Below are 19,089 nucleotides of genomic sequence, written 5' to 3' on the forward strand. Positions count from 1 at the left end.
TTCCCGCAGATGCAGCTCGACGGTCAGTGGCCAGGGGTCCGCACGGTCTTCCGACGTCACAGAGATCTCCATTTTCGCCCGGTTCTCACCCGTCGCTCGGGAAACGAGGATCGAGCACGGGATGGTCTTCAACGAGGTGGTGGTGTCGTGGTGGGGGATCAGTTCTCCGATCTCAAGGCGTGGGCGATCGCCCCTTCCCCGCGTGTGCGGTGCAATCCGCATTCGTGCAGCGACAGCCCGAGCTTGTCGGCGACGAAGGAGAGGGGGAGCCCGTCGAGGCGGGTGGCGGCGATGATGTCCGCCTGCAGGGCGGTGACCACCCCATCCCCGGCCAGGCGCGCGAGCACCATGTCCGGGTGGCCCGCGGGGCCGCACAGCGGCAGCAGCCGGATGCCCGCCGGACCCGGTTCCGGGATGTCGCCCCACGGCAGCTCGAAGGTGGTGACCGAGTAGCGCGCGCGTTGTTCGGCGGACCGCCCGAGGTGCTGGGACAGGTTCCGCATGGCGGGATCGCAGCTCCGAAGGGTCTCGACGAACCCCAGCATCACCATGGATTCGATGTCGTCGCGCTCGCAGCCCGCCTGCTCCCGCACCCGGTAGGCGGAGGCGCGCAGTCGCGGCAACATCCCGGCCACCGCGAGCAGCACCCACGGCTGGGGCTGGACCTGTGCTCGCCGGGCGGTCTCGGTCCAGAGCGCCGCCGTGGTGGACCGGTCGGTCGACCGGGCTCGGAGGACTTCGACGAGTCCGCTCGCGGTCAGGAACCTTTCTGGGAGTTCGACACCGATTTCCCAGCAATCGATGAGGGGGGATGTCGCGGTGGACAGCAGATCGTGGATCGCTCTGTCCACGGAGTTGAGACAACCTGTGTGGGTGGCAGTCATGGAGCCTACCTCGTTCCGTCTTTCAGCGGAGCGGTGCGTGCAGGCACAACCGTGGACTGCTTTGACAAAGCCGTCAACGGGTGTTGCGCTTTTTTCAGCTTTTTGTCAAGTGCAGAAAGGTTGAAGATTCGGGCCTCGCTCGAATATCACCAGATCGTCGAGCATGTTGATCTTGGCAATCGGAATTCGTTGGAGAGCTTGTTGCAAGACATCAGAAAGAAACGTCATCCCATCGAGTGACAGAAAAAAATGGGGACGATCTGGTAGAGGATGCCGTGCGCGATCCGGTGACCGCGGGGAGGTCCCGCATCGCTGCCCCGGCTTCGGCGCCACGCTACCCGGTCTGAGCTGGTTGGCCTGTTCGGGTGATACGTGCTGATCTGGCCTCGAGGTGGGGATGTCGTGCCCTCGAATGGTCCCGGTGCTGAGAGGCGGCTTGCGTACCGAACGGGTATGACGTCGTCACCGAGGAGATCCGGCATGCTGCCGGGGCTGCGGCGGAGGCGGCCGGTGTTGCGGATGGGGCCAGTCCCGATGCGGCCATCGGGAGTGTGGGCAGGGCGTTGCCGGGTTCTCGGGCCGCGCGGAGTGCGGTTGGCGCGGGGGACCACTGGCGGACGCGGTTGGCCGCGTGGGTGGTGGAGACACACGGGTATGCGTGGAAGCTCACGGAATCGGCTGAGTTGTACGAGGCGAATGAGGCCGAGGCCACTGCCGTGTTCCGCGGCGGGTGGGGCGATGGTCGGTTTCGGGGAGGTCCGGCAGTGGCGGGCTGCTCCGCTGGACGTGGCTGTTGACGACGGTGGACAGGTTGTCCGGACTGCCGGGTCGGGTGCCGGGAGTACCGATGAGGAAGCGGTGGTGACCGATCTCCGTGAGCGGGTCCGGGTGGTGATGCGGTTGGCTGACGAGGCCGACGGCTTCCTGGCCGGTGTGCTGGACAGGGTGGCTGCGGATGGTGTCACCGACGGGGGCGCCACCTTGCTCGCTGACGCCACTTCGGCGGGAAAGGCCGCGATGCTCGATGACATCGGGGCTGGCGGGAGCCGAGGACGCCTACGACACCTACAAGACCGCCATTCACGACGCCGAGAACGTGTTCGGGGGTGCGGGGATCGCCGACGGGCATTCCGATGCCTTCCGCCACGCCTACTGGAACGCGATGGTGGTGAATCGGTTCGGACCGGAGTGGGCGGCGCAGTACACCACCGCCCACGAACGCGTGGACACCAACAGCGCCACCGCTGAGGCGATGGACCTGCACAACAACGAAATCGGACGGCGGATCGCGGCGGAGCACCCGGACGCGGGGCCCGGGGAGTTGAAGGGGTATATCGACAAGGCGGTTCGTGACGGTGAGGTGGTCGTTGTCGGCTCGGACGGCAGGTTGGTGCCGAGCAGCGAAGTGGCCACCGGTGAGACCGGGCGGGCCCAGGACGATCCGGCGACCGGTGGGGATGACCCCGAGCGCGGGGCGAGTACGAGGACGACACATCAGGTGGATACAACCCCGGTGGCGACAGCTACGGCACCTATGACAACTGGAAGGCTCGTTTCCCTGGCTGTCGTTTTCGCCGTCTTGCTGACGGGGTGCTCGAATGGAGGACATCGGTTGACCGAGGACGAACAACTTCCCGGCCGTCTGCGCGAGTTGCGGCAGAACGGTGGGGAGGTGCTGCTGGGTGATCTCGCAGGCGGTGACTGGGACACCGTCTGCATCTCCCGGAGCCGATCAGCCGGAACTTCGTGGAGAAGCAGGTCGGAGTTCCCGTTCCGATGGAGAACGAGTTCACCCGACGCGGTCACGTGTTGGTCTTCCTGAAAGACGGTGCCGTCCAGCGGGCGACGTTCACAACCCCCGACCTGCTGCGCGACGACACCTATGCCGCACCGGTTCGCTTGCGGGCACGCGGTTGCCCCGCGCTGATCGACATCGAATCCTGACCTGATGTCAATACTCGGCTGGCAAGTGTGCTGTAAAGGCCATCGGAGTCAGAGGATGGTCGTGGCGATGGTGAATTTTGCGTAGTAGGGGCGGATCGCTCCGCGTAGCGGGTCGCCAGGTCCTGGAACGGCCCAACCTGTTGAAGGACCGCTCGATCATATTCCGCCGCTTGCGGAGGTCCGGGTTGAAGACAGGCGGGCGGCCACCGCGTGCACCCCCGCCGACGCAGCGGCAGCCCGCGCCCGTCGACCACCAGGTGGATCTCGCTGCTCAACCCGCCCCGGGACCCGTCCAGGTCTTCGCCGTCGACGGCAAGGGTCTCCGCGGGTCCAGCACAGACCCCTCATCCGAGCCCCCGCCGCACGCTGATGGGCCCGCACCACAGGCGGTGATCACGCGACTCGCGCCCATCGGTGGACGCAGGCGGCAACAACAGTTCGATCACCGCCCATGCCTTGTCCGCCACCTCACCCGAGCGACCATGATCCACAAACAGCAGACCGGCTGATCAACGGCCTACGTGACACTTCCTAGAGGATTCTGGTCAGGAAGACGCTGTGCGGGTCCGGGCGGTAGTCGGCGAAGGGTTCGCAGTAGGTGAAGCCCGCGCGTTCGTAGAGTGTCCTCGCCGGGGCGAAGAAGTCGGCCGAGCCCGTTTCCAGGCTCAGGCGGGTGAAGCCCATTTTTCGGGATTCGGTGAGGATGTGGTTCAAGAGGCGTTGGGCTATGCCTCGGCCGCGGTGGGAGGCGGTGGTGCGCATCGACTTGAGTTCGGCGTGGGTGGTGTCCAGGCGTTTGATCGCGCCGCAGGCGACCGGGGTATTGGCGTCGAGGACTGACCAGAAGGTGATGTCGGGGGTGCGGAGACCGTCTAGGTCCAGGGCGTGCTTGCTCTCCAGTGGGGTGATCGCGCGCATGTCGTCGAGGTGTTCGGTGAGCAGGTGGGCGATTTCCGGGCTGCTCAGGTCGTCGACGATGATGCGCATGGGGGCCTCCTCCGGTTGCGGGAGGAAAATACCGGTGGTGGGGAACCCGGTGGTGGCGGTGGGCGTCGGAGGTGTCGGTGGGGAGAGGAGTCGGGGTGGTTGAGCGGGATGACGGGCCGTTCTTCGAGGCTGCGTACCGGGCGGCCGGTGAGGTGGACGATTCCGTGGGGGAGGAGCGGCGGCGGGCGTGGTGGCGGGCGGTGCCGCGGTTCGCGGTTGCGCTGGCCGAGGGGGTTTTGCGTGACTGGCTGGTGAGCGGCGCCGTATTGTTCTCGCTGGTCGTTGCCGTTGTGGGGGGTACGTCCGGTGCGGTGGGGTGGGCGGTTGCGGGGGTGGTGGCCGGGGTTGTGGGGGTGGTGCTGGTGGGTGTGGCGGTGCGGCGGAAGTGGTCGTTCGGGGCGCAGTGGGCGGTCATCCTCGGGGTGGTCGTGGCGCAGGCGGCTTACCTGGTGCTCTTCTGGAAAACACGATGACGGGGGAACCGGCGTGACCGATGTGACCGTGGAACTGGCCGACCTGGGCGGGTGGGCCGCCCAGACCGGGCGGGCGTCGGCCGACTGCGGGGCCGCTCAGGCGTACGCGACGGGCAACATCGCCGACACCGACTTCGGTGCCATCCTGGAGTTGATCACCGGCGACTACGCGGGCCTGCTGACGAAGGTGCACGACATCCTCGGTGAGGACGGCAGCGGGCTCGGCCTGGAGCAGGGTGCGCTCACCTCCTGCGCCGAGGCCTACCGCGACGCCGACGCGCAGGGGCGGGACCGGTTCGTCGAACTCGGTGGCACGGGGGTCCTGCACTCCTCCGACGACGGCGTGGCGAACGGGTTCGACGACGTCGGTTCGGCGCAGGGGAAGCTGACCGCGCCCAGCGCTTCGGGTGCCACCCTGCCCGAGGTGTCCTTCGGGTGGGTTCTGGACAAGGTGTGCGACCTGATCGTCTGGGTCGGCGGGCCGGACCCGCGCGAGTACGTCACCAAGTGGATCGCCGGTGACGTGCGGAAGGCCTCGATGCAGGCCGCCGCCTGGGATTGCGTCGCGGCGTGCGTGGAGGCCGTCGAGGCGAACCTGCGCTCCGGGGCGGCGGCGATCGCCGCCACCTGGACCGGGGCGGCGGCCTCGGCGTCCGCGGGGCAGATGGGCGAGTGGGGCACCGCGCTGGCCGACCAGGCCGCCAAGATGCGGGTGATGTCGGACCACCTCACCGACATGGTCGACCAGGCCGTGAAGATGGCCCAGTGCGTCGTCGACATCATCAAGACCGTGATCTCCGTGGTGTCCGCGGGCCTGAGCAACGCCTCCATCCCCCTCTACGGGCAGTGGAAGCTGATCGAGTCGGTCAAGGAGGCCATCACGATGGTGAACAACGCCCGCAAGGTGATCACCGTGTTCTGGAACTTCCTCACCCTCGTCATCGACTCGATCAAGCTCTGCGCCGCCACCTTCACCGCCGAGTCCCTGCCGCCCGCCCCCGCGGGCGCGCCCGTCCCGGCCGGGGCGGGCCGGTGACCACCCCCGAGGACCGCATCCGCGCCGCCAAGGCCGAGCTGGACAGCGTGATCGACCGCGCCCAGCAGGACCTCTACCGGTTCCAGCGCCGCAACGAGCCTTCGCCCGAGGCCCTCCGGGCGCTCCAGGAGGCGGCCGCCCGCGGTGACCTGGGGGAGGACATGCGCGAGTTGGCCCGCCGCATCGAGTCCGGGAGGGACAGTTGGCAGGCGGTCTTCGCGGGTGACTCGCCCAACGCGGCTCTGCTGCGGGGGCACCTGGAGCGGATGGCCGAGGAGAACCGGGAAGCCATCGCCACCGCCGTGGAGGAGGACGAGTCCTTCGACCCGTTCGCCACGAGCAGCGACCTGTGAGCCTCAGCCGCCCTTGAGGGCTTCGCGGCACAGGTGGTCGGCGGCCCTGGTGGTTTCCGGCTGGCGGTACTTCCGGCACAGGGTGAGCACCAGGTTCGTCGCCGTGTCCAGGTCGATCCTGTGGCCGACGGAGACGAAGAGGGGCTTCACGCCGTCCTGCGTGCGCAGGGTGCGGCCGATGACCTCGCCGTCGTCGGTGAGGGGGGTCCAGGAGCCGCGTTCGGGGGCGGGGGTGGTGAACTCGCCCAGGGCGTTCTTGCCCACGCCGATGGAGGGGATGCCGGTTTCCAGGCCCGCGTGGGAGGCGAGGCCGAAGCGGCGGGGGTGGGCCCGGCCCTGCCCGTCGCAGACGAGGAGGTCCGGTGTGGTGGTGAGCGCTGTCAGGGCCTTGAGGAGCGAGGGCAGTTCCCGGTAGGCGAAAAGGCCTGGGATGTAGGGGAAATCCGTCTGGTCGAGGATGACGGCCTGGTCGACCACCTCGCCGGTGGCGATGTCGACGCAGACCGCGGCGGCGGCGAGGCGGCCGGTGTCGCCCTCGTAGGCGACGTCGAGGCCCGCGGCGGTGGTGGGGGCGAAGCCGGGTGGGGCGTGGCCGATCACGCGGGGGGCCAGCGCGAGCTGCTGGGCCACCGCTTCCTCGGGGGTGAGCCGGTTATCCGTGGTGGGTCCTGTCCTCGAGCACGGCCCCGTTCTCGTCCCAGCGGCGGCGGACGAGGAGTTTGCCCTTGGGGTCGAACTCGTCGTGGGTGGCGAGGGTGCCGTTGCGGTGCCAGGTCTGGTGGACGCCGATCGCGGTCCCGTAGCTGACCGCGCCCTCCGCCTTGCGCTCGCCGGTGGGGTACCACTCCGCGGCCGGGCCGTCCTCCATGCCCTCGAAGTACGTGGTGAGGGCGACGACCTGGCCGCCGGGGGCGCGTTCGACGACCTCGCCGGTGAAGGGCTTGCCCTGGTGGGTGACCCGGAGGTCGTCCTCGGTCTCGACGTCGTCGTACTCGACTCGCATGGTGGTCACTCCGGGAGGAACTCGCTGTTGGGGTGGCCGCGGTCGAAGGTGAGGCGGCCCGCGTTGCTGGGTGTGCCTGCCAGCATCCTATTGCAGTTGGCGCAGCACGGGGCGGTGCCCGGGCCCTCCTTGCCGAACGGGAAGCGGTTGTCCACCCGGAACTCCGACATGACGCTCGCGTCGACGTCCTCGCCGCGCTTCCACAGCATGTCGTTGACCGCCTTGACCTCGGCGTGCCGCAGCGGGTTGTCACCGTGCGGGAACTCGGTCATCACCGGTTGGCCGTCGCGCATCAGTGGCTGACCGGTGTCGCGGTCGTACTGCTGGTAGGGGCCGTTCTGGCGCATCTCCTCCAGCCGTTCGCGCAGCACCGGGTGCAGGTCCGCCTCGGGGATGACGTCGCGCGGGCGGCCGTTGACGCCCTCGAAGACCTCGCCGGTGCGGGTGTCGACGGCGACGGAGTTGACCGGGCCCGCCTCCTTGGCGGAGATCTCGCCGTTGTCGCGCATTCGGCGGATCTCGTCGGTGCGCTGGGTCGCCAGGTCGCGCAGGTGCTCGTCGAGGGGCTTGCCGTTGACGTGGGTGATCAGGCCGTCGGAGTTGCGGGTGAGGTCGCCCTGGAGGTGGCCGAGGCTCTGCGAGCCGGTGCGGTTCGGCGGGATGGGCCTGGGTGGGGGCGGTGGGTCGGTGGGCGCGCCGGGCGGGGGTTGGCCGCCGCCACCGCTGTTGCCGCCGGAGCCGCCACCGGTCTGGGTGGTGGGGGCGTTCGACGGGGTGGTGCCGCCGGGGGCGTGGGTGCCCGGAGCGCTGGGAGGCGCGGTCGGGGTGGCGGCTGACGGGGTGGTGGCGCCGGAGGGGACCGTGCTGCCCGAGGGTGTGTGCGAGGTCGGTGGGGCGCTGCCGGTGGAGGTGTCGACGTGGGACGGGGTGGTGGTGCCCGACGGGGTCGGGGAGGGGGTCCTGGGGGTGCCGCCGGTGGGGTCCGTGGTGCTCGACGGGGTGCTCGTGCCGGAGGGGGTCGTGGTCGTGGGGGCGCTCGAACCCGGGGCGTCGGTGGTGGTCGACGGGGCGTCCGGGATGGCGGGGGTGGAGCGGGTGGCGTCGGGGGCGCCGTCGAGGACGTCGGAGACCGAGGTGGGGGTGCGGACCGCGTCGGGGGTGTTCGGGGTGGTGTCGGGGGTGCCGGGGGTCTTGCGCAGGGCGTCGCGCAGGGAGTCCCAGAGTTCGCCGAGCCTGCCCATGAGGGGGCGCAGCTTGTCCAGGGAGCGGGTCAACTTGGTGATGAAGTCCTTGATCCGGTTGACCCACTTGCTGATCAGCGCCACCGCAGAGGCCACCACGTGCGGGGTGGCGACGCCCAGGGTGCCGCCGATCTCGGCCACCCACTGCGGGATGCGGGCGATCAGCGTGGCCACGCACTCGGCGACCAGGTCGCGCACGATCTCGCGGACCGCGCCGACCAGCATCCCGACGACCTCGACGACGGTGCCGATGGTGCCTGCGCCGGTGCCCGCTGCGGCGATCTTGTCCTGCTTGTCCTTGGCGAACGCGCGGTAGGCGTCGGCGGCCGGGCCCTCCCAGCCCGCGGTGCCGTTGACCACCTCGGTGGCGAAGTCGGCGGCGATGGCGGCGGTCTCGGTGCCGACGTTCTTCCAGGTGGCCGCGTACGCCGCGATCTGGTCGCCGTCACCGGCCAGCCAGTCCAGCGCGTCCGAGAGCGGTTTGACGTGCTCCATCAGCCAGGACACCGCGTACTGCAGCAGCGTGCCGACCGGGTCCAGCGCCAGCGACAGCATCTCCAGGCCGGTGCCGACGACCCCGAGGCCGCCCTCGACCCAGGAGCCGCCCTCGACGCCGTGGTAGATGTCCATCGCGGATTCGGCGAGGCCGATGCCGCTGTAGGCGGTGGTGGAGTCCTGGCGTTCGGCGATCAGCGGGTTCGTCATCACCGGCTCCCGGTGAACGGCTGCGTGTTGGCCTGCTCGGTGGTGTCGTAGGACGCGGCGTTGGCGCGGACGCCGTTCGCGGTGCTGTCCATCGACCCCGCGGCCTCGGCGAGCGCGTCGACCCCGGGTTGGCTGACCGCCTGCACGACGGGCACGAAGAACTGGCAGATCACCCCGTAGGCCTGGGTGCCCAGGGTGACCTGGTTCGCCGCGTCCACCGCGGTGCCGAGCCGTTCGCCGAGGGCGGCGAGCTTGCCCGCGTGGTTGCGCAGTTCGTCCGGCAGGACGTCGTAGCCGTCTGGCATGTCGCGGGTCCTCTCAGCGCCGGAACGGGTTGTCGCCGAAGTCGTCGTCGTCGAAGTCCTCGCGGCGGCGCTGCTCGCGCGGGCGGTCCTCGGGTTCCGGTTCGGGGAAGCGCTGGCGGTAGTTGGACACCACCGCCTCCACCGTCGCCGGGTCGTCGCCGACGGTGGTGCGCATGATCTCCGCGACCTGGTCGGTGATGCGGGACTGGGCGGTGCGCATGGTCTCCGACACCAGCCGGGAGAGCGCGTCGCCGGTGTGGTTGCGGATGCCGTCGGTGAAGCGGATGTCGGTCACCGCGCCCCCGGAGTCGACCACGACGGTGACCACGCCGTCGCGCGAGACCGCCGTCCCGGTGACGCCGGTGACCTGGCGCTGCATCTCCTGGTAGCGCTCGGCCTTGGCGGTCACGCCCGCCGCCCAGCGCTCCAGCTCCTGCTCGGTCCGCGCCCCGTCGAACCCGAAGGTCGGTTCTGCCACGACTGCTCCTGCCTCGTCCGGTCTCCCCCCGTCCGACGCATCGTCCGCGGCGGTGGTTCCGTGTCGGGGCGCGTCCCGGCGGTCAGATGTCGTGCGGCGCCTCGGGGCGGTCGAGGACGCGCAGCCAGCGGCCGTCGGGCTGGCGGCGGACGAGCTGGACGCGGCCGGGGGTGTCCTCGGCGGAGCGGGTGGAGGTGAGCGCGAGGTCGCCGTTGCGGACCGCGGGCAAGCCGTCGAGCAGGGTCAGCTCCGGGATGTGGGCCATCATCTCGGCGCAGACGGCCCGGATCGCGGCGCGGCCCTCGGTGCGGGCGCCGGGCGGGTAGGCCATCACCGCGTCGGGCTCGTACAACTCGGCCAGGCCCTCGGCGTCACCGGCGTTGAACCGCTCGACGAAGAGGCGGGCCACCTGCTCCGGCTCGGTGGCGATGGCGCGGGTCTCGGCGTTGTTCTGTGTCATGCCTCCACCCTGCGGCGAATCTGCCCAGAAGTCCAAGAGATGGTTCTTCTGGGTTCTATAATCAGTGCTTATGGAGCTTCGGCAGCTTGAGTACTTCGTCGCGGTGGTGGAGGCGGGTGGTTTCACCCGGGCCGCCGAGCGCGTGCGCGTGGCGCAGCCGGGGATCAGCGCGCAGATCCGCAAGCTGGAGCGGGAGTTCGGCCAACCGCTGCTGGACCGGTCGGCCCGCATGGTGCGGCTGACCGAGGCGGGGGAGGCGGTGCTGCCGCACGCGCGGGCCGCCCTGGGCGCGGTCGAGGACGCGCGGCTGGCGGTCGACGAGCTGGTCGGGCTGGTGCGCGGGCACGTGGCGGTGGGCACGGTGACCTCGCACGCGGTGGACCTGCCGTCGCTGCTCGCCGCCTTCCACGACGCGCACCCCGGCGTGGAGATGACCCTGGTGGAGGGTTCCTCGGACGTGCTGGTCGAGCGGCTGCGGGCGGGCGCCCTGGACGCGGCGATCGTCTCGCTCGGCCCGAACCCGCCCGCCGACCTGGACACCCTCGTCGTCGCCGACGAGGCGATCGCCGCCGCGGTGGGCCACGGGCACCCGCTGGCGGCGCGGTCGTCGGTGCGGCTGGCCGAGTTGGGCGGGCTGCCGCTGATCAGCCTCCCGCCGGGCACGGGCATCCGCTCGCACCTCGACGCGGCGTGCGCGGCGGCCGGGTTCACCCCCGCGGTGGCCTTCGAGGCGGGCGACCCGGTGCTGCTGGCGCAACTGGCCGCGCGGGGGCTGGGCGTGGCGATCCTGCCGGACTCGCTGGCCCGGTCGCGGCCGGACCTGCACCCGCTGGCGATCACCTCGCCCGCGCTCAGCGGGCGGCTGGCGTTCGCGTGGCGGGCGACCGGGCCGGGCAGCCCGGCGGGTCGGGCGCTGCTGGCGCTGGCGCGGCGGACGCTGGAGGTCGTCGGTGGATGAGCTGGTGGACCTGTACGCGCGGGGGGACCTGGGCGGGCGGGTGGTCGGGACGGCGCCGCGCAGCCGCGTCCGGGCGGAGAACCTGCCGCACGCGGCGACGCAGGTGCTGCTGCGGGACCGGGCGGGGCGGGTGTACGTGCACCGGCGGACGCTGACGAAGGACGTGTACCCGGGGATGCACGACGTGTGGGCCGGTGGGGTGGTGACCGCGGGGGAGTCGCCCGACGTGGCCGCCGCGCGGGAGCTGGCGGAGGAACTGGGCGTGCGAACCGTTGTCCGCCCGTGCTTCCGGTACTGGTACGCCGACGACTCCGCGAACTACCTGGCGTGCGTCTACGAGGCCGATCACCCCGGCGGGGAGATCCGGCACCAGGCGTCGGAGGTGGCCGCGGGCTGGTGGGTGCCGTGGGCGGAGCTGCTGGCGCGGTTGGCGGACCCGGCGTGGCCGTTCACCCCCGACGGGCGCGAGTCCGTGGCGCGCTATGCCCGGTACGCGGCGTGATCGACAATTGTCGGTGTGACCCACGGTGAGAACGACCTCGTGCAGGCCATGTCCGACGGTGAGTGGTTCGAGGGTTCGGCCGATGACCCGGTGGTGGTGCGCGCGGGCCTGATCCGGGAGCTGCTGCTCGGCAGGCACGGCGAACTCGACCCGCGCGGGGTGCGGGTGCGCGGCGCGCGGGTCGTCGGGGTGCTCGACCTCGACCAGGTCCGGGCGGTCGTCGGCCTGCACCTGGCGGACTGCGTGGTCGAGGAGCCCATCCGGGCCACCCGCGCGGTGCTGCCGTACCTGACCCTCGACGGCAGCCGGATCGCCGGGCTGGTCGCCGACGGCGCCAGGGTCGACGGTGGGCTGTTCCTGCGCCGCGTCCGCGCCGAAGGGGAGGTGCGGCTGCTCGACGCGCACGTCGGGGGGCAGTTCGACGCCGACGACGCGGAGTTCACCAGCACCTCCGGCACCGCGCTGTACGCCACCCGGATGCGGTTGGACGGCGGCTTCTTCCTGCGGCGGGCCCGCATCCGCGGCGTGGGGGAGCGCGGGGCGGCGCGGTTCGTGGGGTCGCGGTTCGGCGGGCAGGTGGTGTTCGCGGGCGCCCGCCTGGAGAACCCGACGGGACCGGTGCTCGACCTGCACGAGAGCACGGTGGACGGGACGGTCTTCCTGCCCGCGGAGGTGGTCTGCCCGGACGGTTCGCGCGAGGACGACTGCGACCACCCGGCCCGGGTCGAGCTGGACAACTTCGGCTTCAGCTCGATCGGCTACCTCGACTGGCGGCAGTGGCTGCACCTGGTCCGCTGCCACACCACGGCCTACCACGCCTCGCCGTACCAGCGGCTGGCGGCGGTGGAGCGGGCGGCGGGGCACGACGGCAACGCCCGGCGCATCCTCATCGCCCAGCAGGGCGACCTGCTGCGGCGCTCGCCCGCGGCCGTGGGCGGTCCGGTGACCCGGTTCTCCCACCGGCTCTGGGGTGCCCTCGCCGGGTACGGGTACCGGACCCGGCGCACGGCGGCGGCGCTGCTGCTGGCGGTGACCGCGGCCGGGCTGCTCGGCTACGCCGCCGGACAGGTCGACACCCGGCCGGGGCACCACGCCGCCGAGCGGACCGTGCAGCCCGGGTCGCCCTCGCCCGCGGTGGGGGTGGCGTGCTCGTCGGTGGAGCTGGTCGGGTTGGGGCTCGACCGGGGGCTGCCGCTGGGGCCGACCGGGCTGCGCAGCCGGTGCGACCTGGACACCGGGACCCGGTGGGGGCAGGCGTTCACAGTGGCGATCTGGGTCATCCAGGCTGCGCTGTGGGGGCTGGCCACCTTGGCGCTCGCCGGGTACACGAACCTGGTGCGCAAGTCCGCTTAGGACAGCCGGTCGACGGTGGCCGGGGCAAGCGGACCGGGCGGTCCGCTAGGGTGGGGGCATGGCTCGCACCCCCGCGCCGGACACCCGGGACCGCATCCTCGGTGCCGCCGCCAGGCTCTTCTACGAGCACGGTGTGCGCGCGGTCGGGATGAACCGGATCATCCAGGAGGCGGGCACCGGGAAGAACCTGCTGTACCAGCACTTCCCGGAGAAGGCGGACCTGGTCGCCGCCTACCTGGCCGTGGCCCGCGACGTGCGCGACAGCGCCGCCCGGCTGGCCCTGGTGGACGCGCGCACCCCCGCGGACACGCTGGTGGCGCTGGTGGCCGAGGTCGCCGCGAAGGTGGCCGAGCCGGGGTTCCGCGGCTGCGCCTTCCGCAACTACCTCGCCGAGTTCCCCGACGACGCCGACGCCGCACCCACCCGGGTCGCCCGGGACTACCTGGGGGCGAGCCGGGCCGCGATCGATGCCGCGGCGGGGGAGGTGGACCCGTCCGGCGAACTGGCCGAGCGGGTGTGGCTGCTCGTCGACGGCCTCTACTCCCAGGCGGCCTACCGGAACCGGCTCGACGGCGACGTCGCGCGGGCCGGTGCGGCGGCGGTCCGGCTGGTCGAGGCACTCGTCCGGTGACGGTGGTGGGCGGCGGCTTCGCGGCGCGGCTGCGGGCGGCGACCCGGGACGCGCACGAGCGGGCCGAGCGGTCGCCGTTCGTCGAGGCGCTGCTCGGCGGCGACCTGGGGCGCGAGGCGTACGCGGCACTGCTCGCGCAGAGCCACCTGTTCCACTCCGCGCTGGAGGAGGCGGGCGAGGTCTGGCGCGGCGACCCGGTGGTCGGCCGGTTCGTGCTGGACCCGCTGCGGCGCAGCCCGGCGCTGGAGGCCGACCTGGCCTGGCTGCTCGGCCCGGGCTGGCGCGGGCACCTGCGCCCGCTGGACGCCACATCGTCCTATGTGGATCGGTTGCGCGCGGTCTGCCCCACCGACCGAGCCGCTTTCGTGGCGCACCACTACACCCGCTACCTCGGTGACCTCTTCGGCGGGCAGATCATCCGGCACAGGCTGCGCGACACCTACGGCCTGGAGGTCGACGGCGTCCGCCACTGCCTCTTCGACGGCATCGGCAAGCCCAAGCCGTTCCGCGACCGCTACCGCGCCCTGCTCGACGAGACGCCGTGGCGGCCGGGGGAGCGCGACGCCCTGATCGCCGAGGCGGACCTGGCTTTCCGGCTCAACCGCGCCGTTTTCGACGACCTGGCCGCCGTCCACTGCTGAACCCGGCACCGGGGGATCAGTCCCCGGGCAGCCAGCCCCGCTCGGCGGCCTTGGCGCCCGCCTGGAACCGGCTGCGCGCGCCCAGCCGCCGCATGAGGTCCGAGACCATCCGGCGCACCGTCCGCACCGACACGCCCAGCCGGACCGCGGCCACCTCGTCGGTGCACCCGTCGGTCAGCATGGTCAGCAGTTCGCGCTCCCGCGCACCCGGCTTCGCCGGGCCGGACAGCGGCGGACCCGGCAGCGGCGCCGCCCCGGCCCACACCCGCTCGAACAACGCGGTCAGCGCCGTGACCACACCCGGCAGCCGGACCACGGCCGCACCCGCGCCGCCCTCGGCGGGCACGACCACCACCGACCCGTCGACGACCAGCGCCACCGCGGGCACCTCGGGCACCGTGCGGGTGTCGGCGCCCGCCGCGACCAGCGCGCCCAGCCGGGGGTCCAGGCCCGGCGCGCTGTCCGGGGCCACGACCCGGTAGCGCACGCCGCGCCGCAGGTTCCAGTGGTCGATCCGGCGCACCGGCCCGAACGGGCCCGCCGCGGTGGCCTGGTCGCTGAGCACCAGCACCTCGTGGGCGGCGCAGGCGAGGAGCCCGTCCACCCCGGTGCTCACGGCGGTCAACCGGGGCGCCGGGTCCACCGGCGCCTCGGGGAAGACGGCGGCCATCGGGGCGGCCCCTCCGAGCGGGGTGGCGGCGGCCCGCGCCAGGTCGGGCCGCGTGGCCGGTTCCGGCCGAATCCACGCCGAGCGCCCGCCCACCGCCCGTGCGGCGGTAGCGTCGGTCTGCGACATCGGTGCCGGTGACATCGTGTCCCTCCCGTCCCGGTGCGGCCGGGTGCCGCTCCACGTCCACCTTGGCGCGAGATGTATGAGGAATTGATGACACGGGTGCGCGGCGCTTCGGAACAAGATGACGCAAGCACAACATGTGGTGGCGACGAGTTGCTGGAACTCCAGGTGTTGTGCTGAGCCGGTGGGACTTGCCCGCCATCGGAGGGGGTTGCGGCAAGGGGTGCCGGCACGTGGTGGGGTCGACTGCCCGAGTGGGGTGACCCGCTCGCCGTGGTGACGCTGCGCTGCGAGTGGTACGACCATTGGTGTTCCGCTGTCACCCGAAGACCTCCATGCGCCCGGCTGCCCGCGTCGCTAATGTCGACGCCCGGAACCGGTGGGGGGAACAGGGTGGCGATGACGGGTGCCCGGGTCGACGTGGAACTCGTCGCCCCGGCCGAGCCCGGCGCGGGCGACATCGCGGTGGTCGGCCGGGCGGTCGCACCCGGTGCCTGGTTCGACGTCGGAGCGGCCCGCCCGCGCCCGCGCACCCCGGACGCGGTGTGGGAACTGGTCGACGGGCGCGGCTACAACGGCGTCCACGCCCGCGGGCGCGCCCTGGTGCACCTCGGCCGGGGCAACCGGACCCCGCGCAAACCCGTCATCCTGGCCGACGCGCACGGCCACGGGCCCAGCGCGGACCCGGTGACCCGCCTGACCGGCGACGCGCTCGTCGACGACCTGCTGGCCTCCGGGTACGACGTGGTCCTGGTGGGCTTCGCCGAGCGGCAGACCTACCTGCAGGCCAACGCGGGCGCCCTCGCCGAGTGCGTGCGCCGGGCCGCCGCCGAGCGCACCGGGACCGCCCCGCTCACCGTCGGCGGCATCGGCTCCGGCGGCCTCATCGCCCGCTACGCCCTCGCCCTCCTCGAAACCGACGGCCACGACCACGAAACCGACGTCTACCTGTCCTGCGACACCCCGCACGACGGCGCCTGGATTCCCCTGATCCTCCAGCAACTGGCCCACTTCTTCGGCCGGTTCCCCGGCGCGGGGGACAGGGCGGAACTCCTCCGCGCCCCGGCCGCGCAACAACTGCTCGGGGCCTGGGTCCGGGACGCGAAGTACTCGGGGCCGGTGCAATCCCCGCTGCGCAAGCAGTTCCTCGACGACCTGCGCCGCATCGGGGACTTCCCCCGGCGGGTGCGCATGGTCGGGTTGTCCTGCGGCACCGGCACCGGGGTGGGCCCACCCCTGCCGGCGGGCGCCACCGCCTTCGACTGGAACCTCGGCGCCCTGGCCGCCGCGACCGCCCGCTTCCAACCCGACCGGGGAACCGACGCGGCGATCGGGACGATGAGCGCCCTGCTGGAAGTCCGCCACCCGACCACGACCGACGTCCCGGCCCTGGACGGCGCACCGGGCGGAACGGCCGAGTTCTTCGGCCAGGTCGCGGACGCCCTGGGCGCGACGATCCCCCGGGAACACCGCTCCGGCTGCTTCGTCCCCACGACCAGCGCGGCCGCCCTCTCCCTGGACAACCCCCACACCCCGGTCGACGGGCTCCCCGGGCCGTTCCACGAGTTCCGGTGCGCGGAGGAGAACCTGCCGCACGGCCTGCTGACCGAACCGCTGGTCCGGTGGGTGCTCGACCGGCTGCCCTGAGGCGCCGCGACCCGCCTACGCCACCGGCGTGACCGGCTCGCGCACACCGGCGTAGCGGGCAGCGGTGGCGCGCAGGTGCGCGGCGTGCCCGTAGATGTCCTCCACCGTGGTGATGGGCACGCGGGTCTCGTTCTTGTTCTCGTCGAAGACGCCCAGGTACTTCTGACTGCGGTTGAACCACAAGCGGGCGATGGGCTTGCGGTTGTTGTCGTCGAACAGCACCCCGAAGTAGGTCTTGGTGTCCCGCGCGACCACCCGGTCGCTCGGCACCTCGCTGCACACGATGGCCCGCACCACCCGGAAGCCCTCCAGTTCCTCCTCGGTGGTGACGACGTCCCCGCCCACCTCGTTCGCCTGCCCGTCCTCGACCACCGGCGCGACCGGGGTCGTGGGAACGGGGAGGATGATGTCCGGGCTTCCCAGCGCGTTCTTGAGCCGGTCGTTGACCTGCTCGTTGAGGAACTGCCGGGTGGCCTTCTCCACCAGCGGCAGGAACTGCTCGCGCACCCGCTGGGTGAACGCGCCCTCGTAGACGCGGGTGGTCAGGAAGCGCACCCACTCGTCCTCCGGCTCCTTGAACTGGGTGGCCAGGATGCGCTTGATCTGCCCGATGTACTTGAGCTCGCCCGCGGCGCTGAGCACCGAGTCGAGGTCGAAGGTCTCCTTGGTGAGCTTCGCCAGCTCCGGCAGCAGGGTGGCGTCGATGTCGGCGAAGTCGAGCACGAGGAACGGTTTCGCGTCCATGCGGTTCGGCGCGTCCAGGTCGGTGTAGACGTGGTAGACCTCGCCGTTGGTCAGGATCGCGATGCGGGCGTTGGTGGCGGCGAAGTACCGGTAGAGCTGGGAGGCGTGCTCGATGCGCAGCGGGTCGTTGACCTTCTTCGCCTCGATGAGGATTTGCACCTGGCCGCCGTGGGCGATGGCGTAGTCGATCTTCTCGCCCTTCTTCGTCCCGACGTCGGCGGTGAACTCGGGGATGACCTCGGCCGGGTCGAACACGTCGTAGCCGAGCACCGTGCTGATGAACGGCATCACGAAGGCGTTCTTGGTCGCCTCCTCGGTCTCGATGCCCGCCTTGTGCTGCTTGATCCGCTGCGCCAGTGCCTGCGCGCGCTCCGCGATGTCCATCCCATGCGCCCTTTCCGTCCGGCGGGAGCCCTGTGTGGACCCTGGCTCGCCCGCGCCGGGTAGATCGACGGGGAAGGCGAGGGTGTTACCGCGTTACCTGATCGTGTCCGGTGTGGCCCGGGGCTTGTCCGGTGCCGCGCAGGCCGTTCGTCGGTTGCGTTTCCCCGTTCGAGACCCAGGGGTTCCGAGTGTCCCTTATGGACTAGGTGGTGTTGGGATCTCCACCCGCCTCGCGGTGGGTGTCGTGTCGGGGCCGGGTGGTGGTCACCGGGGGTTCACAGTGGACGGTCGTCGGGTGGGGGTGGGTTCTGGGGGTGGAGGAGGGCTCGGTCGCGGACCATGCCCCACTGGCTGACCGGCACGTCGGCGGCGACCAGGAGTTCGTCCAGGTCTCGGGAGGTGGCGCGGGTGGTGACGATGCGGTCGGCCTCGGTGCGGGTGAGGCCGCAGATGCGGGCGATGGTGGCGGCGGGGGCTCCGCCGAGTTCGACCAGGCCGCCGTCGTCGTAGTCGAGGCCCAGGTCGGGGCGGCCGATGCCGAGGCGGCGGGCGAGGTGGGGGTCGCGGGTGGCGAGGGCCCTGGCGTGGTGGCGGCGGCACCGGGCGGCGGACGCGGCGGGCGGTGGGGGCTTGATGGGGCAGGTGTGGGCGGGCGGCCCGGGTGACCCGATCGTGGCGGTTGGGGGTGCCAAGATGAGAACTCGGTGTAGCGACTTCACCAGCGTCCTCTCCCCGATAGACCCGAATGATCCCTCAGGTCTATCGGGGAAGGTGACGGTGTGTTACCGATTTAGCAGAACCAGCCGCCCTGGACCCAGCCGCGCTGGTTGACGTGGCCCATGGCGTAGCCCTCGGCCCAGCCCTTCTCGGAGTAGCGGGACAGCTCGAAGTGCTCGCCGCGGAACAGGGTGCCGATGATGACCCCGGCGGGTTGGGTGCGGACGTAGAGGGAGTCGGCGCAGATCTCGTGGACCGTGCCCGCGGAGGCGGTGGGGGCGGTGGTGATCGCGGCGGCGACGCTCAGCGCGCCCGCGACGAGTGCGGTGGTGGTGCGGCGGAAGGACACGGGAACTCCTCGACGTGGGGTGGGTGGGGTCAGTTGAGGGAGAAGCAACTGCGCAGCAGGAAGCCCCACTGGCTGGTGCCGTGCCAGAAGACGTCGGCGGAGTAGTTGTTCGAGGTGATGTAGCGGACGCCGATGTAGTTGCCCTGCGACAGCGTCGCGATGGGGTCGCGGTGGCCCGCGCTCGGGGAGTAGTTCGCGAACAGGGTCGCCGAGTTGCACGTGATGTGCGCGGCGTGCGTGGGGTTCCACGGGTCGCTGATCGTGCCGCTGCCGCTGAGCGCGCCCACGGTGTCGGCCTGGGCGGTGGTGGCCGCGAGGTTGCCGAGCGCGGTGGCCGCGACCAGGGCTGCCGCGGCGGTCCGCAGGGTGCGGCGGGACGGGAGTGCCATCGATGTTTCCTTCCGACTTGAAACAGATCAGGTCGGTTGAGAATTACCGGAGACTGGCGGTGGCCGGAAGGCGCAGGTGTGACCGCGCGTGCAGACTCTGTGGCCGTCCGTG

At 71.7% G+C, this 19,089-nt stretch carries 24 protein-coding genes; 11 read left to right on the forward strand and 13 right to left on the reverse strand.

Features of this window, described 5'->3' with window-relative positions:
• Positions 1-158: 158 nt before the first annotated feature.
• Positions 159-884 (reverse strand): helix-turn-helix domain-containing protein, encoded by a 726-nt coding sequence (locus DFQ13_RS22955; RefSeq protein WP_146241335.1) that lies wholly within the window; start codon positions 882-884, stop codon positions 159-161.
• Positions 885-1,908: 1,024 nt separating this feature from the next.
• On the opposite strand from DFQ13_RS22955, the gene DFQ13_RS22960 reads away from it, so the two are divergent.
• Together DFQ13_RS22960 and DFQ13_RS33250 are read left to right on the forward strand one after the other, a co-directional pair.
• Positions 1,909-2,706, forward strand: coding sequence for a DUF6973 domain-containing protein (locus DFQ13_RS22960; RefSeq protein ID WP_181400117.1), 798 nt, complete (start codon positions 1,909-1,911; stop codon positions 2,704-2,706).
• Complete coding sequence (locus DFQ13_RS33250; RefSeq protein ID WP_181400118.1) at positions 2,691-2,828, forward strand: hypothetical protein; 138 nt, start codon at positions 2,691-2,693, stop codon at positions 2,826-2,828. The genes DFQ13_RS22960 and DFQ13_RS33250 overlap by 16 nt, the downstream gene beginning before the upstream one ends.
• A 531-nt stretch (positions 2,829-3,359) precedes the next feature.
• Here DFQ13_RS33250 and DFQ13_RS22965 read toward each other — a convergent pair.
• Positions 3,360-3,815, reverse strand: coding sequence for a GNAT family N-acetyltransferase (locus DFQ13_RS22965; protein WP_110081302.1), 456 nt, complete (start codon positions 3,813-3,815; stop codon positions 3,360-3,362).
• A 95-nt stretch (positions 3,816-3,910) separates the two neighbouring features.
• Here DFQ13_RS22965 and DFQ13_RS35665 point away from each other — a divergent pair, with 95 nt between their 5' ends.
• Genes DFQ13_RS35665 through DFQ13_RS22980 form a run of 3 tightly spaced genes read left to right on the forward strand, consistent with a single transcriptional unit; the run spans position 3,911 to position 5,677 of the window.
• Entirely contained in the window at positions 3,911-4,288 is a 378-nt protein-coding gene (locus tag DFQ13_RS35665) for a hypothetical protein (RefSeq protein WP_219994601.1), read from the forward strand.
• A gap of 13 nt (positions 4,289-4,301) precedes the next feature.
• Positions 4,302-5,324 carry a hypothetical protein gene (locus DFQ13_RS22975; RefSeq protein WP_110081304.1) on the forward strand — a complete coding sequence of 341 codons (1,023 nt, stop codon included), beginning with the start codon at positions 4,302-4,304 and terminating at the stop codon, positions 5,322-5,324.
• Positions 5,321-5,677: a hypothetical protein gene (locus DFQ13_RS22980; RefSeq protein WP_035278481.1), complete on the forward strand. Its 357-nt coding sequence runs from the start codon at positions 5,321-5,323 to the stop codon at positions 5,675-5,677. Before DFQ13_RS22975 ends, DFQ13_RS22980 begins: the two co-directional genes overlap by 4 nt.
• Before the next feature lie 3 nt (positions 5,678-5,680).
• On the opposite strand, the gene DFQ13_RS22985 is transcribed toward DFQ13_RS22980, so the two are convergent.
• From DFQ13_RS22985 to DFQ13_RS23010, 6 genes are all read right to left on the reverse strand, one after another.
• Positions 5,681-6,307 (reverse strand): endonuclease V, encoded by a 627-nt coding sequence (locus tag DFQ13_RS22985; protein WP_110081305.1) that lies wholly within the window; start codon positions 6,305-6,307, stop codon positions 5,681-5,683.
• A 22-nt stretch (positions 6,308-6,329) separates the two neighbouring features.
• Entirely contained in the window at positions 6,330-6,689 is a 360-nt protein-coding gene (locus tag DFQ13_RS22990) for a toxin-antitoxin system YwqK family antitoxin (RefSeq protein WP_052020578.1), read from the reverse strand.
• Positions 6,686-8,626, reverse strand: a complete 1,941-nt coding sequence (locus DFQ13_RS35670; protein WP_110081306.1) for a YwqJ-related putative deaminase — start codon at positions 8,624-8,626, stop codon at positions 6,686-6,688. The genes DFQ13_RS22990 and DFQ13_RS35670 overlap by 4 nt, the downstream gene beginning before the upstream one ends.
• The gene (locus DFQ13_RS23000; protein ID WP_110081307.1) at positions 8,626-8,931 is read right to left on the reverse strand and encodes a type VII secretion target; all 306 of its coding nucleotides are present in this window, start codon (positions 8,929-8,931) and stop codon (positions 8,626-8,628) included. Before DFQ13_RS23000 ends, DFQ13_RS35670 begins: the two co-directional genes overlap by 1 nt.
• A gap of 13 nt (positions 8,932-8,944) precedes the next feature.
• Positions 8,945-9,409 carry a YbaB/EbfC family nucleoid-associated protein gene (locus DFQ13_RS23005; RefSeq protein ID WP_110081308.1) on the reverse strand — a complete coding sequence of 155 codons (465 nt, stop codon included), beginning with the start codon at positions 9,407-9,409 and terminating at the stop codon, positions 8,945-8,947.
• Between the two features lie 82 nt (positions 9,410-9,491).
• The gene (locus DFQ13_RS23010) at positions 9,492-9,869 is read right to left on the reverse strand and encodes a YybH family protein (RefSeq protein ID WP_110081309.1); all 378 of its coding nucleotides are present in this window, start codon (positions 9,867-9,869) and stop codon (positions 9,492-9,494) included.
• 70 nt (positions 9,870-9,939) lie between these two features.
• On the opposite strand from DFQ13_RS23010, the gene DFQ13_RS23015 reads away from it, so the two are divergent.
• From DFQ13_RS23015 to DFQ13_RS23035, 5 genes are read left to right on the forward strand one after another with little or no spacing between them, the layout of a single operon-like run.
• Positions 9,940-10,827 (forward strand): LysR substrate-binding domain-containing protein, encoded by an 888-nt coding sequence (locus tag DFQ13_RS23015; protein WP_110081310.1) that lies wholly within the window; start codon positions 9,940-9,942, stop codon positions 10,825-10,827.
• Positions 10,820-11,329 (forward strand): NUDIX hydrolase, encoded by a 510-nt coding sequence (locus tag DFQ13_RS23020; protein WP_110081311.1) that lies wholly within the window; start codon positions 10,820-10,822, stop codon positions 11,327-11,329. The genes DFQ13_RS23015 and DFQ13_RS23020 overlap by 8 nt, the downstream gene beginning before the upstream one ends.
• Positions 11,330-11,344: 15 nt before the next feature.
• Positions 11,345-12,682: a hypothetical protein gene (locus DFQ13_RS23025; RefSeq protein WP_110081312.1), complete on the forward strand. Its 1,338-nt coding sequence runs from the start codon at positions 11,345-11,347 to the stop codon at positions 12,680-12,682.
• Positions 12,683-12,740: 58 nt separating this feature from the next.
• Entirely contained in the window at positions 12,741-13,313 is a 573-nt protein-coding gene (locus DFQ13_RS23030; protein ID WP_052020573.1) for a TetR/AcrR family transcriptional regulator, read from the forward strand.
• A complete protein-coding gene (locus DFQ13_RS23035; protein ID WP_110081313.1) occupies positions 13,310-13,954 on the forward strand; it encodes a biliverdin-producing heme oxygenase in 645 nt (214 codons plus the stop codon). The genes DFQ13_RS23030 and DFQ13_RS23035 overlap by 4 nt, the downstream gene beginning before the upstream one ends.
• Positions 13,955-13,970: 16 nt before the next feature.
• On the opposite strand, the gene DFQ13_RS23040 is transcribed toward DFQ13_RS23035, so the two are convergent.
• On the reverse strand, positions 13,971-14,750 hold the full coding sequence (locus tag DFQ13_RS23040; protein ID WP_233438537.1) for a helix-turn-helix transcriptional regulator: 780 nt from the start codon (positions 14,748-14,750) through the stop codon (positions 13,971-13,973).
• A gap of 396 nt (positions 14,751-15,146) precedes the next feature.
• Here DFQ13_RS23040 and DFQ13_RS23045 point away from each other — a divergent pair, with 396 nt between their 5' ends.
• Entirely contained in the window at positions 15,147-16,394 is a 1,248-nt protein-coding gene (locus DFQ13_RS23045; protein ID WP_110081314.1) for a lipase family protein, read from the forward strand.
• Between the two features lie 15 nt (positions 16,395-16,409).
• On the opposite strand, the gene DFQ13_RS23050 is transcribed toward DFQ13_RS23045, so the two are convergent.
• The 4 genes from DFQ13_RS23050 to DFQ13_RS23065 form a co-directional block, all read right to left on the reverse strand.
• Entirely contained in the window at positions 16,410-17,522 is a 1,113-nt protein-coding gene (locus DFQ13_RS23050) for a type I restriction endonuclease (protein ID WP_110081315.1), read from the reverse strand.
• A 275-nt stretch (positions 17,523-17,797) separates the two neighbouring features.
• On the reverse strand, positions 17,798-18,214 hold the full coding sequence (locus tag DFQ13_RS23055) for a hypothetical protein (protein WP_052020569.1): 417 nt from the start codon (positions 18,212-18,214) through the stop codon (positions 17,798-17,800).
• Positions 18,215-18,312: 98 nt separating this feature from the next.
• Entirely contained in the window at positions 18,313-18,588 is a 276-nt protein-coding gene (locus DFQ13_RS23060; protein ID WP_035278469.1) for a hypothetical protein, read from the reverse strand.
• A 29-nt stretch (positions 18,589-18,617) separates the two neighbouring features.
• Positions 18,618-18,977: a hypothetical protein gene (locus tag DFQ13_RS23065; protein WP_110081316.1), complete on the reverse strand. Its 360-nt coding sequence runs from the start codon at positions 18,975-18,977 to the stop codon at positions 18,618-18,620.
• Positions 18,978-19,089: the final 112 nt, after the last annotated feature.

This window comes from Actinokineospora spheciospongiae, assembly GCF_003182415.1.
Classification (GTDB): domain Bacteria; phylum Actinomycetota; class Actinomycetes; order Mycobacteriales; family Pseudonocardiaceae; genus Actinokineospora; species Actinokineospora spheciospongiae.